This is a genomic window from Streptomyces hazeniae (genome assembly GCF_031845485.1).
Taxonomy (GTDB): domain Bacteria; phylum Actinomycetota; class Actinomycetes; order Streptomycetales; family Streptomycetaceae; genus Streptomyces; species Streptomyces hazeniae.
The window spans coordinates 644,469-660,838 of the sequence record NZ_JAVREQ010000001.1; the positions used below are offsets into that span (position 1 = coordinate 644,469).

The 16,370-nt window shown below is 75.2% G+C and carries 2 protein-coding genes (1 of these 2 only partly in view); both read right to left on the reverse strand.

What is annotated here, in order from left to right:
- Positions 1-14,919 (reverse strand): type I polyketide synthase, encoded by a 14,919-nt coding sequence (locus RM572_RS02725; protein WP_311671620.1) that lies wholly within the window; start codon positions 14,917-14,919, stop codon positions 1-3.
- Positions 14,919-16,370: the end of an SDR family NAD(P)-dependent oxidoreductase gene (locus tag RM572_RS02730; RefSeq protein ID WP_311671621.1), read on the reverse strand. The gene runs 10,671 nt beyond the window's last position; only the last 1,452 of its 12,123 coding nucleotides appear in the window; its start codon lies beyond the right edge, outside the window; it ends in the stop codon at positions 14,919-14,921. Before RM572_RS02730 ends, RM572_RS02725 begins: the two co-directional genes overlap by 1 nt.

The window sequence follows — 16,370 nt, forward strand, 5'->3', positions numbered from 1 at the left end:
TCACGCTTCCAGTTCGTCGTCGAGGAACCGGAAGATCTCCTCGTCACTCGCCGCCGCGAAGCGGTCGGCCGGCTCGGCCGCGGCCGGACCGGCTGCGGCGGCCTCGTCGCCCGTCACCTCGGCCAGCAGTGTGCGCAGCGTGTCCGCGACCCTTCCGCGCAGCGTGTCGTCCGCCGTGTCCGGCAGGTTGACGCGCAGCTTGTCGAGTTCGGTGAGGATCGGGGCGACCGCGCGCTCGGCGTCCGACGGGAAGATCTCGCTCAGGTGTCCGGCGAGGCCGTTGGGCGTCGGGTAGTCGAACAGCACCGTCGCGGGCAGCGGCAGGCCGGTCTCCTTGCCGAGCCGGTTCCGCAGCTCGACGGCGCTGAGCGAGTCGAAGCCCATCTCCAGGAAGCCGCGTTCGACGTCGACGAGGTCCGGCGTGTCGTAGCCGAGGACGAGAGCGGCCTCGTTCCGGACCAGTTCCCGCAGCGAACGCTCGCGTTCGGGGCGGGACATCCGGCCGAGCCGCTCGGCGGTCGCCACGATGCCGGACACCGGGGGCGCGACGGCAGCGGCGGCCTGGCGGGCGCCGGGACGCCGGTGCCGCACGAGGTCCCGCAGCAGCGGCGGCACCTCCGCCGCGTCGGTGGAGGAGGCGACGGAGAGCCGCACGGGCACCAGCACGGCGTCGTCGTACGTCCGGGCGAGGTCCAGCAGTGCCAGACCGTCCTCGGACGTCAGCGGGACGACGCCGCCCCGGGCGATGCGGGCGTGGTCGGAGGCGCCGAGCCTGCCGGTCATGGTGCTGACCTCGGCCCACGGCCCCCAGCACAGGGACTGGCCGGCCAGACCCTGTGCACGGCGGTCCGCGGCGAGCGCGTCCAGGAAGGCGTTGCCCGCGGCGTAGCTCGCCTGGCCCGCTCCGCCGAACGTGGCGGCGAGGGAGGAGAACAGCACGAACGCGGACAGGTCGTGCGCCCGGGTGAGTTCGTGCAGGTGGAGGGCGGCGTCGACCTTGGCGGCGAGGACCCGGTCGACCCGGTCCGGGGTGAGGGAGGTGATCACGCCGTCGTCGGTGACGCCGGCCGTGTGCACCACCGCGGTCAGCGGGTGTTCGGCGGGGACGGCGTCGAGCAGCCGTGCCAGGGCGTCGCGGTCGGCGACGTCGCAGGCGGTCAGGGTGACGTCGGCGCCCAGGGCGTCCAGTTCCTCGCGCAGCGCCGCGGCGCCGTCGGCGGCCGGGCCGCTGCGGCTGACCAGCAGCAGCCGCCGCACGCCGTGGGCGACGACCAGGTGCCGGGCGACCAGGCGCCCGAGGGTGCCGGTGGCGCCGGTGACCAGGGTGGTGCCGGACGCGTCCCAGGTGGGGGCGGTCCGTTCGGCCGCTTCGTCCGCGCGGACCCGGGTGAGACGGGCGGCGCGTATCTCCCCGCCGCGCACCGCCGTCTGCGGTTCCTCACCGAGGACGGCGGCCGGGAGCGCGGCGAGCGAGGACTCGGCGCCGTCCAGGTCGACGAGGGCGAACCGGCCGGGGTTCTCCGAGTTCGCGGTGCGGACCAGGCCGTGCACGGTGGCCGACGGCAGGTCGGTGACCGCCTCGCCCGTGTCGGCGGTCAGGGCGCCGCGGGTCACGAACACCAGCCGCGAGGCGGCGAACCGCTCGTCGGACAGCCAGGTCTGCACCGCGGCGAGTGCGCGGTGCGCCGCCTCCCGGGCGGCCGCGGCGGGCTCGCCCGTGGCGGGCGGTTCGGCGACCACGACGCGGTCGGGCAGCGGCGCCCCGGCGGTGACGGCCTGGAAGAGGGCGTCGAGCGTCGGGTAGGAGGCCAGGCCGGCGGTGCCGGCGAGGGCGGCGGCCAGGTCGGGCGCCGCGTCGGCGCTGCCGATCAGCGCGCAGGTCCGCCCGGCGGGAGCCGTGGAGTCGGCGACCGGCACCCAGCGGGTGCGGAACAGCGCGTCCTGCACGGCGCTGCGGGGCCGCTTCGCCGCCGCGCCCGTGGACGGGCGGAACGCCAGCGACGCGACGGACGCCACCGGGTTGCCCTCGGGGTCCCACAGCCGGACGGCGACGGAGTGCCGGCCGGTGCTCTCCAGGTGTACGCGGAGGCTGGTCGCACCCGCGGCGTGGAGGGCGGCGCCGCTCCACGCGAAGGGCATCACGCCCTGGCCGTCGTCGCCCGCCTCTCCGAGACCGAGCGTCTGCAGCGCCGCGTCGAACAGGGCGGGGTGCAGGCCGTAGCCGGCCGCGTCCGCGCCCTCGGGCAGGGAGACCTCGGCGTAGACGTCGGAGCCGTCGCGCCAGGCGGCGCGCAGCCCCTGGAACGCGGGACCGTAGTCGGCGCTGCCCTCGGCCAGCCGTGCGTAGAAGCCGTCGAGGTCCACCGGGGCGGCACCGGCGGGCGGCCACTGCGCGGGAGCGGGCTCGCCCGCCGGGGACGCCTCCTGGAGCAGCGTGCCGGTGGCGTGCCGCTGCCAGGGCTCGTCCTCCGTGGCGTCCTGCGGACGGGAGTGGACGGTCAGCGGGCGGGCCCCGGCCGCGTCCGCGTCGCCCACGCGCACCTGGACGTCCACCGCTTCCCCGTCGGACAGCGGCAGCGGGGCCTCCAGGGTGAGTTCGCCGACCCGGCCGCAGCCGACCTGGTCGCCCGCGCGGATCGCGAGTTCGGCGAAAGCGGTTCCGGGCAGGACGACCGCGCCGTCGATGACGTGGTCGGCGAGCCAGGGGTGGGTGCGCAGGGACAGCCGGGCGGTCAGCAGACAGCCGTCGTCGGCGGCGAAGCGCACGGCGGCGCCGAGCAGCGGGTGTCCGGCGGTCTCGAGCCCGGCCGCGCCGACGTCGCCGCGCGGCTCGGGGGTGTCCAGCCAGTAGTGCTGCCGCTGGAACGGGTAGGTGGGCAGCTCGACGGGTGCGGTGCCGGCGGGGTGGAAGGCCGCGAGGTCGCAGTCGCCGCCGAGGACGTGCATCCGGGCGGCGGCGGCCAGCGCGGTCTCGGCCTCCGGGCGTCCGCGCCGGGCGGCGGGCGCCACCGTGCCGGCGGACTCCTCGGGGAGGCAGTCGGCGGCCAGCGCGGTGAGTACCGCGTCCGGGCCGATCTCCAGGTAGCGGGTGACGCCCGCGTCGTGCAGGAACGCGACGCCGGCGGCGAACCGTACCGGCTCGCGCACCTGGGACACCCAGTAGTCCGGGCTGCAGAGCTGCTCGGCGGTGGCGGGACGTCCGGTCACGTCCGACACCACCGGGATCGTCGGCGGGGACAGGGGGACGTCCCGGACGATCTCCTCGAAGCGCTCCAGCATCGGGTCCATATGAGGGGAGTGAAACGCATGGCTGACCCGCAAACGCTTAGTCTTCCGGCCCAGTCCGGCGAAGTGCTCGGCGATGCGGTCCACCTCGGCGGTGTCGCCGGAGACCACGGTGGCCTCCGGGCCGTTGACGGCGGCGACGGCGACCCGGTCGGCGAGGCCGTCCAGCAGCGGCAGTACCTCGTCCTCGGTGGCGGCCACGGCCGCCATGGCGCCGGTCGCGGGGAGCTGCTGCATCAGCCGGCCGCGCGCGGCGACCGTCCGGCAGGCGTCGGCGAGGGTGAACACCCCGGCGACGTGGGCCGCGGCGATCTCACCGATCGAGTGGCCGACCAGGTAGTCGGGGGTGACGCCCCAGGAGGCGAAGAGCCGGTACAGCGCCACCTCGACGGCGAACAGCGCCGGCTGCGTGAAGTCGGTGCGGTGCAGCAGTTCCGCCTGCGGGTCGCCCTCCTCGGCGAACACCACGTCGCGCAGGGGGCGGTCCAGCTCCAGGTCCATGTGCGCGCAGACGGCGTCGAAGGCGTCGGCGAAGACCGGGAAGGCGGCGTAGAGCTCCCGCCCCATGCCGAGGCGCTGGGCGCCCTGGCCGGAGAACAGGAAGGCCGTGCGGCCGCCGTTCGCGACGCCCGCGGCGGCCGGGGTGACGGTCCGGCCCTCCGCACAGGCGGTGAGCTGCTTGCGCAGCTGCTCGCGGTCGGTGCCCCAGCACACCAGGCGGTGTTCGAAGCGGGCGCGTGAGCCGAGGGTGCGGGCGATACCGGCCGGGTCGGCGTCCGGACGGGAGTCCAGGACGTCCAGCAGACCGCGGGCCTGCGCGGTGAGCGCGTCGGCGCTGCGGGCGGAGAGCGCCCACGGCAGCCATCCGCCGTTGCGGTCCCCCGATTCCGCGTCCGCCGCGTCCGAGTCCGCCGGTTCCGCGTCGGCCGGTGCGGTGCCGGCGTCGTCCACCGGCGCCTGCTCGATGATCATGTGGACGTTGGTACCGCTGACGCCGAACGAGGAGACGCCCGCACGGCGCGGGCCGTCGTGCTCCGTCCACGCGCGCGCCTCGTTCAGCAGGCGCACGGTGCCGGCCGACCAGTCGATGTGCGGCGAGGGTTCGTCGGCGTGCAGCGTCCGCGGCATCAGGCCGTGCCGCAGGGACAGCAGTGTCTTGATGACTCCGGCCACGCCGGAAGCGGCCTGGGTGTGGCCGATGTTCGACTTGGCCGAGCCCAGCCACAGCGGCCGGTCCTGCGGGCGGTCCGCGCCGTAGACGGCCAGCAGCGCCTCCGCCTCGATGGGGTCGCCCAGGGTGGTGCCGGTGCCGTGCGCCTCGACGGCGTCGACCTCCGCGGCGGAGAGCCGGGCGTTGGCGAGGGCCTGACGGATGACGCGCTGCTGGGCGGGTCCGCTCGGCGCGGTGAGGCCGTTCGAGGCCCCGTCCTGGTTGACGGCGGCGCCGCGGATGAGGCCCAGCACGGGGTGGCCGCGCCGCCGGGCCTCGGACAGCCGCTCGACGAGGAGCATGCCGACGCCTTCCGCCCAGCCCGCTCCGTCGGCGGCCGCCGAGAACGCCTTGCAGCGCCCGTCGGGCGACAGGGCGCCCTGGCGGCTGAACTCCACGAAGGTGTCGGGCGACGAGATGACGGTGACGCCGCCGGCCAGGGCCATGGTGCAGTCGCCGGACCGCAGGGCCTGACTCGCCTGGTGCAGGGCGACCAGGGAGGAGGAGCAGGCCGTGTCGACGGTGACCGCCGGGCCCTCCAGCCCGAAGGTGTAGGCGATGCGGCCGGAGGCGACGCTGGACGCGCTGCCGGTGGCGAGCTGCCCCTCGAACTCCCCGGGGGACGCGCTGAGGCGGGACCCGTAGTCGTTGTAGTTGGCGCCGACGAACACGCCGACGGGCGTGCCCTTGACCGTCGCCGGGTCGATCCCTGCGCGTTCGAACGCCTCCCACGACGTCTCCAGCAGCAGCCGGTGCTGCGGGTCGATGGCGGGCGCGGTGCGCGGCGAGATGCCGAAGAAGTGCGGGTCGAAGCGGCCCGCGTCGTGCAGGAAGCCGCCGCCGCGCGTGTAGAAGGTGCCGGGGCGGTCCGGGTCCGGGTCGTACAGCCCGTCGAGGTCCCAGCCGCGGTCGGTGGGGAGCGGCGTCACGGCGTCGCCGCCGGTGGCGAGCAGGTCCCAGTACTTCTCCGGGGTGTCCACGCCGCCGGGGAAGCGGCAGCTCATCGCGACGACCGCGATGGGGTCGTCGTCGGGGCTTCCGCCCGTGGTGAGGGCCGCGGGGAGGGCGGGCTGCGCCGAGTCCTCCCGGGCGCCGAACAGTTCACCGGCGAGGTGCCGGGCGAGCCGGCCGGCCGTGGCGTGGTCGAACACCACGGTCACCGGGAGCCGCAGACCGGTGACGGTGTTCAGCCGGTTCCGCAGGTCGACCGCGGTGAGCGAGTCGAAGCCCATGTCGCGCAGGGCGCGGTCGACGTCGATCTCCTCCGCGTCCGCGAGGCCGAGGGCCGCCGCGGCCTGGGCGCGTACCAGCGCGGTCAGGGCCTGTTCGCGCTCGGCGGGCGAACTGTCGGCGAGGGTGGCCGCGAAGCCGTCCTGCGGTGTGTCGTCGACCTGCTGCGTCTCGGCGGCGCGGGGACGTGCGTCGGGCAGGGCGGCCAGTACCCGGCCGGTCCGGCCCTCGGTGCAGACGGCCGCGTAGCGCGACCAGTCGATGTCGGCCACGGCCAGGTAGGTCAGGTCCTGGTCGAGGGCCTGCCGCAGCACGGCGAGCGCGGTCTGGGGCGCCATCCGGCCCATGCCGGTGGACCGCAGGCGCTCCTCCCACTCCGCGCCCGCGGCCAGTCCGACCTCCGCCCAGCTGCCCCACGCGAGCGAGGTCGCGGGCAGGCCCTCGGCGCGGCGGGCGGCCGCCAGGGCGTCCAGGTAGGCGTTGGCCGCCGAGTAGGCGCCCTGGCCGGGGCCGCCCAGGGTGCCGCCGAGGGAGGAGAACAGCACGAAGGCGTCGAGGTCGGTGTCGCGGGTCAGGTCGTGCAGGTTGCGGGCCGCGTCCGCCTTCGGGCGCAGCACGGTCGCCGTGCGCTCGGGCGTCAGGGCGTCGAGCAGGCAGTCGTCCAGGACGGCCGCCGCGTGCACCACGGCGGTGAGGGGACGTGCGGCGGGCACGGCGTCGAGCACGCGGCCGAGGGCGTCGCGGTCGGCCACGTCGCAGGCCGCCACCGTCACCTGAGCGCCCAGCGCCTCCAGCCGGGCGACCAGTTCGCCGGCGCCGGGGGCGTCGGGGCCGCGCCGGCTGGTGAGCAGCAGGTGCGGGGCTCCCGACGCGGCCAGCCAGGCCGCGACTTCGGCGCCCACGCCGCCGGTGCCGCCGGTGACGAGCACGGTGCCGCGCGGCTGCCAGCTCCGCACGTCCGGCGTGCCGGCCGACGGGCGGCGCACCAGGCGCCGTGCGTAGAGACCGCCGGACCGTACGGCCAGCTGGTCCTCGCCGTCGGGCGCGGTCAGGGCGCCCACCAGCCGCTCGGCGGCGCGCTCGTCCGCCGTCGCGGGGAGATCGACGAGGCCGCCGACGCGGTGCGGGTACTCCATGGCGGCGATGCGGCCGAGACCCCACAGGAGTGCGTGGTCGGGGCGGACGTCCTTGTCCGAGGCGCCGACGGACACCGCGCCGCGCGTCGCGCACCACAGCGGTGCCGCGACACCGGCGTCCCCGAGCGCCTGGATCAACGCCACGGCGGGGTCGAGCACCGGCCGGGCGTCGAAGGCGAGCAGGGACAGCACCCCGGTGACGCCGTCAGCGGCCGTCCGCAACTGGTCCGTCAGGGCGGCGCGTTCGGCGTCGGGAACCTCCAGGAACCGGACCTCGGCGCCGTGTGCCTCGAGCGCCTGGGCGGCGAGCGAGGGCCAGCCCTCCGCTCCGGAGGAGACGAGGAGAAGCCAGACTGCGCCCGCGAGGCGCGGGCGTTCGCCGCCGGTCACCGGGCTCCAGGTGATGTCGTAGCGCCAGGAGTCGGCCTCGGTGGCCGCCTCCCGGTCGCGCCGCCAGTCGGCGAGCACGGGCGCCAGTTCCCGGAGCGGGCCCGAAGCGTCATCGTCGAGGCCCAGGGTACGGGCGAGGGACGACGGGTCGTTCGCCGCGACGGCGGCCCAGAACTCGGCGTCGATGGCGTCGACCTGACGGCCGGGCTCGTCGACGGCCTGGTCCTCCAGCCAGTAGTGACGACGCTGGAAGGCGTAGGTGGGCAGGTCCACGGTCGGCGGCGGGGTGTCGCCGAAGGCGACCGTCCAGTCCACATGCGCTCCGCGCACCCAGATCGCGGCGAGCCCCGTGAGGAACCGGTCCAGGCCGCCGTCCTCACGGCGCAACGAGCCCGTCACCACAGCGGGTTCACCACCCGCGGCGTCCACCGTCGCCTCGACCGCCGAGGTCATCACCGGGTGCGAGGACATCTCCGCGAACACACCGAAACCCTCAGACGCCAACTTCGCGACACCCTCGGAGAACCGCACCTGCGTACGCAGGTTGGTGAACCAGTAGTCGGCGTCCATGGTGAGCGGATCCACGAACTCCGCCGACACCGTCGACATCAACGGCACACTGCCCGCCTGCGGCGTCACGCCTACGAGAGCGGCGGCAAGGGCGTCCCTCAGCTCCTCCATCGCCGCCGAATGGGAGGCGTAGTCCACCGCCACACGCCGAAAGCGGACCTCCGCCTTCTCGCACACGACACCCAGCTCATCCAGCGCCGCAGCCTCGCCCGAAACCACCACCTGCGCAGGTCCGTTGACAGCGGCCACAGAGATACGGCCCTCGAACGGAGCGATCAGCTCCTCCGCACGCTCGGCGGACACCGCCACCGACGCCATGCCACCACTACCGGCGATCTCCGCGATCGCCCTGCTCCGCAGACACACGATGCGCGCCGCGTCCTCCAGCGACAGAATCCCCGCCACACACGCCGCGGCGATCTCACCCTGCGAATGCCCGATCACCGCGGCAGGCTCCACCCCGTACGACCGCCACAACGCCGCAAGAGACACCATCACCGCGAACGACGCAGGCTGCACCACATCCACCCGCTCCAACGACGGCGACCCCTCCTCACCACGCAGAACAGCCGTCAGCGACCAGTCCACATGCCCGGACATCGCCGCCTCACACGCCGCCACCGACCCAGCGAAGACAGGGGAAGACTCCAGCAGATCAGCACCCATACCGACCCACTGCGCACCCTGACCCGGGAACACGAACGCCGTCCGCCCCACCGGCCCCGACACACCCGAGACCACGTTGTCCGCCGGCTCACCCTCCGCCAACGCACCCAGCCCCGCCGCGAAATCACCCGTCACCACCGCACGGTGCTCCAGCACCGCACGCGTCGACAGCAACGACCAACCCACCGCGGCACGGTCGAGGTCACCACCGGCCAACGGCGCCAACGCCGCCGCCTGACCCCGCAGACCCGCCGCACTCCGCGCCGACACCAGCCACGGGACCGTCTCCGGCCCGGACTCTGCCGCCTCCGCGGAGGGTTCCTCGTCGGCTTCCTCCAGGATCACGTGCACGTTCGTACCGCTGACGCCGAAGGACGAGACCCCGGCGCGGCGCGGACGCTCGTCCTCCCGCGTCCAGGCACGCTCCTCCGCCAACAGTTCCACCGCACCCGCCGACCAGTCGATGTGCGAGGACGGCTCCTCGACGTGCAGTGACTTGGGCATCACGCCGTGCCGCATCGCGGCCACCATCTTGATCAGCGACGGCACGCCGGCCGCGACCTGGGTGTGGCCGATGTTGGACTTGATCGACCCGAGCCACAGCGGCCGCCCCTCGGGCCGGTCCTGGCCGTAGGTCGCCAGCAGGGCGTGCGCCTCGATCGGGTCGCCCAGGGACGTGCCGGTGCCGTGCGCCTCGACCACGTCCACGTCCGCGCCGGTGAGGCCCGCGTCGGCCAGCGCCTGGCGGATGACGCGCTGCTGCGACGGCCCGTTCGGCGCCGTCAGGCCGTTGGACGCACCGTCCTGGTTGACCGCTGTACCCCGGATGACGGCCAGGACCCGGTGGCCGTTCTTCTTGGCGTCGGAGAGGCGTTCCAGGAGCAGCATGCCCGCGCCCTCGGCGAAGCCCATGCCGTCGGCGTCGTCGGAGAACGCCTTGCAGCGGCCGTCCTCGGCCAGTCCGCGCTGGCGGCTGAAGCCGACGAAGCCGATGGGCGAGGCGATGACTGCGGCGGCGCCGGCCAGGGCCATCGAGCAGTCGCCGGACCGCAGTGCCTGGACGGCGAGGTGCAGCGAGACGAGGGCGGAGGAGCAGCCGGTGTCGAGGCTGACGGCCGGTCCCTCCAGTCCGAGGGTGTAGGAGATGCGGCCGGAGGCGATGCTGGTCACGGTGCCCGTGAGCAGGTGGCCCTCGACGCCTTCGGGGACGTGGCGCAGGTTGCTGCCGTAGCCGCTGTGGGCGGAGCCGACGAAGACACCGCAGTCGCTGCCGCGCAGCGACGCGGGTGAGATGCGGCCGTGCTCGATGGCCTCCCACGCGGTCTCCAGGAGGAGGCGCTGCTGCGGGTCCATCGCCAGGGCCTCGCGCGGGGAGATCCCGAAGAAGGCGGCGTCGAAGTGCCCGGCGTCGGAGACGAATCCGCCGGTGCGGACGTAAGTGGTGCCCTCCTCGTCCGGGTCCGGGTGGTAGAGGTCGTCGAGGTGCCAGCCGCGGTCCGCCGGGAACGCGCCGACTGCTTCCCCTCCTTGGCTGACGAGGCGCCACAGCTCGTCCGGGCCGTTGACGCCGCCGGGCAGCCGGCAGCCCATGCCCACGATGGCGATGGGGTCGTCGGCCGCGGCCTCGCGCACCCGCACCGGTGCCGTCGTCGCGGCTCCGGCGGGGGCGAGGTCGCCGAACAGGGTGGTGTGCAGGTGCTGGGCCAGCTTGCTGACGCTGGGGTAGTCGAAGACGAGCGTGGCGGTGAGGCGCAGTCCGGTGGCCGCGTTGAGGGAGTTGCGCAGGGTGACGGCGAGCAGCGAGTCGAAGCCGAGGTCGCGGAAAGGGCGTTCGTTGTCGACGGCGTCCGCGCTGTGGTGGCCGAGGACGGCGGCGACCTGGCCGCGGACCAGTTCGCGGAGCGCTTCCCTGCGGTCGTCGGACGGCAGTGGGGTGAGGCGCTCGCGGAGGGCGTCGGCGTCGTTCGCGGGCCCGTCGTCCGCGGGCTTCGCACCGACGTCGAGCGCGGAGCGGACCTCGGGGATGTCGTCGAGCAGAGGGCGCTGACGTGCTGCGGCGAAGACGGGGGCGAAGTGCTCCCAGTCGACGTCGATCACGGCGAGGAAGGTCGCGTCCTCGTCGAGCGCCTGCTGGAGCCCGGTGACGGCCGTCTCCGGGTCCATGAACGGCATGCTGCGCCACTTGAGGGCCGTGCTGTCGACGCCGCTGGCCATGCCGCGGCCGTCGGCGTCCGCGTGCCAGATGCCCCAGGCGATGGTGGTGGCGGCGAGTCCGCGGGCACGGCGGTTGCGGGCGACGGCTTCGAGGTAGGCGTTGCCGGCCGCGTAGGAGGCGTGGTCCCCGGCGCCCCAGACCGCCGCCGCCGACGAGTGGAGCACGAAGGCGTCCAGGTCGTCGCGGTCGAACAGGCGGTCCAGGTTGTCGGTGGCGGCGAGCTTGAGCCGTGCGCCGTCGAGGAACTCGGGGAGGTTCCACTCTGTGAGCGGGTTCAGCAGTCCGACGCCCGCGCTGTGCACGACGGTGCGGATGGGCGGCCCGGCGGCCTGGAGGTCCGCGACGAGTCCGGCCAGCGCCTCGTAGTCGTTCACGTCGCAGGCCGCGACGGTGACGCGGGGGCCCAGCGCGGTGAGTTCCTCGACCAGTTCCCGGGCTGCCGGCGAGTCGGCTCCGCGACGGCTCAGCAGGACCAGGTGCTCGGCTCCGGACCGGGCCAGGAACCGGGCGGTCTGTGCGCCGAGCCCGCCGGTGCCGCCGGTGATGAGCGCGGTGCCGCTGGTGCGCCAGGGCCGGTCGCCGTCCCCGGCCGGAGGGGCGGGGGCGCGCCGCAGGCGGCGCAGCAGTACGGCGCCCTGGCGGATCGCCGCCTGGTCCTCGCCGCCTCGCGCGGCGAGCAGCGAGCACAGGGCGGCACGGTCGTCCTCGTCGACCACGAGGGGCAGGTCGATCAGGCCGCCCCAGATCTGTGGTGCCTCCAGACCGGCCACCAGACCCATGCCCCAGGTGGTGGTCTGCTGCGGGTGGGTGACGCGGTCGCCGTCCCACGCCTCGACGGTGTCCTGGGTGCACAGCCAGAGCGGCGTGGCGTGCTCCCGGTCCGCGAGGGCCTGCGCGAGCTGGACGTTGAGTGCGAGGCCCGTGGTCATCCCGGTCACGTGCGGGTGGGGCGCCTCGTCGAGGGCGAGGAGGGAGACGATGCCGGACGCGTGGGGGTGGTCCGCGAGGAGGCCGGCGATGCCCTCCCGCTCGGTGTCCGGGCCGAGCACGACGTCCGTGACGTCCGCGCCGCCGTCGGTGAGCGCCTGCCGCACCGCGACGGTGGTGTCGTCGTCCTCGCGGCCCGCGACCACCGCGAGCAGCCAGCTTCCGGCCAGCCGCCCGGGGGCGGCTCCCGGCCTGCGCGGCACCCAGTCGACGCGGTAGCGCCAGGAGTCGAGGACGGAGTGGGCGCGGTGGCGGGCGCGCCAGTCGCCGAGGGCGGGGAGGACCGCGCTGAGCGGCGCGTCCTCGGCGAGGCGCAGCGACTCGGCGAACGCGGCGGGATCGCCGTCGGCGACGGCGGACCAGAACGCGGCGTCCACCGGGTCGGCCTCGGCCGGGCCGTCGGGGGAGGCGTCGAGCATCCAGTAGTGGCGGCGCTGGAAGGCGTAGGTGGGCAGGTCGGTGACACGCGCGCCGGTGGGGGCGAAGAACGCGCCCCAGTCGACGTCCACGCCGGAGGTGAACGCCTCGGCGAGCGAGGTCAGGAAGCGGCGCAGCCCGCCCTCGTCGCGGCGCAGCGAGCCGCCGACGAAGACCGGTCCGGCCTCCGCCCCGGCGTCCTCCAGCGTTTCCTGCACGGGCACGGTGAGGACCGGGTGCGGGCTCATCTCCAGGAACGTGCGGTGGCCGTTCCGGGCGAGTTCCCGGACGGCGGGGTCGAGGAGCACCGGTTGGCGCAGGTTGCGGAACCAGTAGTCCGCGTCCGTCTCCGCGCCGCCGATCCAGGTGCCGGTGACGGTGGAGAACATCGGCGTCTCGGGGCGGCGGGCCTCGGTGGGGGCCAGCGCGGCCCGCAGTTCCTCGCGGATCGGGTCGACGTCGGCGGAGTGCGAGGCGTAGTCGACGGGGATGCGCCGTGCCCGGATCTCGCGCTGCTCGCAGACCTCCAGCAGGGCGTCGAGGGCGCGGGCCTCGCCCGAGACGACGACGGAGGCCGGGCCGTTGACGGCGGCGATGCCGAGGCGTCCGTCGTACGGCGACAGCAGCTCGCGGACCGCGTCCTCGGGGATCATCAGCGACGCCATGCCGCCGCCACCGGTCAGCGCGGTGATGGCCCGGCTGCGCAGGCAGACGACGCGTGCAGCGTCGCGCAGCGACAGCGCACCGGCGACGCAGGCGGCGGCGATCTCGCCCTGCGAGTGGCCGACCACCGCGTCGGGCTTCGCGCCGAGGGAGGTCCACAGCTCCGCGAGGGAGACCATGACCGCGAACAGGGCGGGCTGGACGACGTCCACCCGCTCGAGCGTCGGGGCGCCGTCGGCGCCGCGCAGGACGTCGGTCAGCGACCAGTCGGTGAACTCCGCCAGCGCCGCCTCGCACTCGGCCAGCCGGGCGGCGAACACCGGGGAGGCTTCGGCGAGTTCGGTGGCCATGCCGACCCACTGGGCGCCCTGGCCGGGGAAGACGAAGACGGTCCGGCCGACGTCGGCGGCGAGGCCGCTGACCACGGTGCCCTGTGCGGCGCCCTCCGCGCCGGGGAGTGCGCCGGGGGTGGCGCGGCCTTCGGCCAACGCCCCCAGGCCGGCGCGCAGTTCGGCGGCGTCCGCGCCGAGCGCCACGGCCCGGTGCTCCAGCACGGTGCGGGTGGTGGCCAGGGAGAGGCCGACGTCGGCGGGCGCACGGTCGTCGCCCGTCGCCGTCAGCAGCCGTTCCGCCTGGGCGGGCAGGGCGGCGGCGGTGCGGGCGGACACCACCCACGGCACCACGGGGGGCGTGACCGCCGGGGCGGCCGGCTCCGCCGGTTCCGCCGCGGCCGTCTCCTCGTCGGGGGCGGGCGGGGCGGGCGCCTCCTCGACGATGACGTGGGCGTTGGTGCCGCTGGCGCCGAAGGAGGAGACGCCCGCGCGCCGGGCGCGTTCGCCCTGGGGCCAGGGCCTGGCCGCGTCGAGGACCCTGACCTGGCCGGCGGTCCAGTCCACGTGGGTGGAGGGGGTGCCGGCGTGCAGCGACTCGGGCAGCGTGTCGTTCTGGAGAGCGAGGACCATCTTCATGACGCCGGCCACGCCGGAGGCGGCCTGCGTGTGCCCGATGTTGGTCTTCACCGACCCGAGCCAGAGCGGTGCGTCGCCCGCGCGGGCCTGGCCGTAGGTGGCCAGCAGGGCCTGCGCCTCGATCGGGTCGCCCAGCTTGGTGCCCGTACCGTGCGCCTCCACCGCGTCCACGTCGGCGGCGGTGAGGCCCGCGTCGGCCAGCGCCTGCCGGATGACGCGCTGCTGGGAGGCGCCGTTGGGCGCCGTCAGGCCGTTGGACGCGCCGTCCTGGTTGATCGCGGAGCCGCGGATGACGGCGAGCACCGGGTGCCCGTTGCGCTGGGCGTCGGACAGGCGCTCCAGCAGGAGCACGCCGACGCCCTCGCCCCAGCCGGTGCCGTCCGCGTCGTCGGAGAACGCCTTGCACCGGCCGTCGACCGCGAGTCCGGACTGGCGGCTGAACTCGGTGAAGTTGAGGAAGGAGCTCATCACGGTCGCGCCGCACGCCAGGGCGAGCGCGCAGCCGTCGGAGCGCAGCGACTGGACCGCCTGGTGCAGCGCCACCAGCGACGAGGAACAGTTGGTGTCGATGGTGAGCGCGGGGCCCTCGAGGCCGAGGGTGTAGGCGACGCGGCCCGAGAGCACGGCCGTGGAGCCGCCGGTGAGCAGGTGGCCCTCGACGCCGTCCGGCGCGGTGTGCACGGCCGAGCCGTAGCCCTGGTTGCTGGACCCGACGAACACGCCGGCGCGGGCGCCGCGCACGGTCTCCACGTCGATGCCGGCCCGTTCGAAGACCTCCCAGGAGGTCTCCAGGAGGAGCCGCTGCTGCGGGTCCATGGCCAGGGCCTCGCGCGGCGAGATGCCGAAGAAGTCGGCGTCGAACTCGGCGGCGTCGGAGAGGAACGCGCCGCGCCGGGTGTAGCTGGTGCCGGGGTGGTCCGGGTCCGGGTGGTAGAGGCGCTCGACGTCCCAGCCGCGGTCGGTGGGCAGGTCGCCGACGAGGTCGACGCCGTCGGCGAGGTGCCGCCAGTACTCCTCGGGGGTGCCGATGCCGCCGGGGAAGCGGCAGCTCATCGCGACGATCGCGACGGGTTCGGACTGCCGGGCCTCGATGTCGCGGAGCCGCTTGCGGGTCGTCCGGAGATCCGCGGTGACCCTGTTCAGGTAGTCACGAAGCCGCTGCTCGTTCGTGGCGCCGCTCATCAGATACCCAACTCCCGGTCGATCAGGTCGAAGATCTCGTCGTTGCTGGCGATCGCGAGGTCGTCGTCCGGCGCGTCCGCCGCGTCGCCTCCGGTCGTGCCCGCGCCCGCTTCGACGCGGCGCACCAGGGCCCGCAGCCGGTCGAGGACGTCGAGTTGTGCCCACTCCTCGGGGCCCGAGGACGCCAGGGACGCCTCGAGACGGTCGAGGTCGGCAGGCACGGTGGTGGTGCCGTCGGTGAGCTCCCGGCGCAGGTGCGCGGCGAGCTTCGACGGGCTGGGGTGGTCGAAGACGAGCGTCGCGGGCAGCTTCAGCCCGGTCGCCGTGTTCATCCGGTTGCGGAACTCCAGGGCCGTCAGGGAGTCGAAGCCGAGTTCCTTGAAGGCGCGGCGGGGCGGGATCTCCTCGGGCCGGTCGGCCTTGAGCACGGCGGAGATCTCCCGCCGCACCAGGTCCACCAGGATGTCCTCCTGCTGCTGTTCGCCCTGTCCGGCCAGCTTCAGGGCCAGCGCGCCGCCGGGACGGTCGGCGTCCGGGCCGCCTTCCGGGCCGGACGGGTCGGACGGGGACGGCTGCTCGGCGGCGGACAGGGCCGCGACCAGGCGCCGGTCGCGGGACATGGTGTAGAGCGGCAGGAAGCGCGCCAGGTCGAAGGAGGCGAGGGCGAGCCGGGTGTCGCCGTTGCCGACGGCGGTGGCGAGGGCCCGTACGGCGGTCGCGGGCTTCATCAGGCGCATGCCGCGCTGGGTGAGGAGGTCGGCGACCTCGCCCTCGACCATGCCGCCGCCGCCCCAGGCGCCCCAGGCCACCGAGGTCGCGGTGACGCCGCGGGCGCGGCGCTGCTGGGCCAGGGCGTCCAGGTGGGCGTTGGCCGCGGCGTAGCCGCCCTTGCCGGCGTCGCCCCAGGTGGCGGCGCCGGAGGAGAACAGCACGAACGCGTCCAGGTCGCGGTCGGCGGTCAGCTCGTCCAGGTGACGGGCGCCTTCGACCTTGACCCGGGAGGTGCGGGCGAGTTCGGCGACGGTGAGGTCGGCGACGGGGATCTCGGGCTGGGTGAGGCCGGCGGCGTGCACCACGGCGCGCAGCGGGCGGTCCTCGGGGATGCCGTCGAGGACGGCGGCGAGCGCGTCGCGGTCGGCGACGTCGCAGGCGGTGATCGTGACCTCGGCGCCCAGCGCGGTGAGTTCGTCGTGCAGGTCTCCGGCGCCGGGGGCGTCCGTGCCGCGGCGGGAGGTGAGCACGAGGTGCGCGGCGCCGTTCGCGGCGGCCCAGCGGGCGACGTGCGCGCCGAGGGCGCCCGTGCCGCCGGTGATCAGGACGGTGTCGCGGGGACGCCACGGCTCGGCGTCCCCGGCGGGTGCGGGCACGAGGCGCCGGGCGTAGGTGCCGGTGGCGCGGACGGCGAGTTCGTTCTCGCCGCCGAGGCCGGTGAGCGCCTCCGCGAGCCGTTC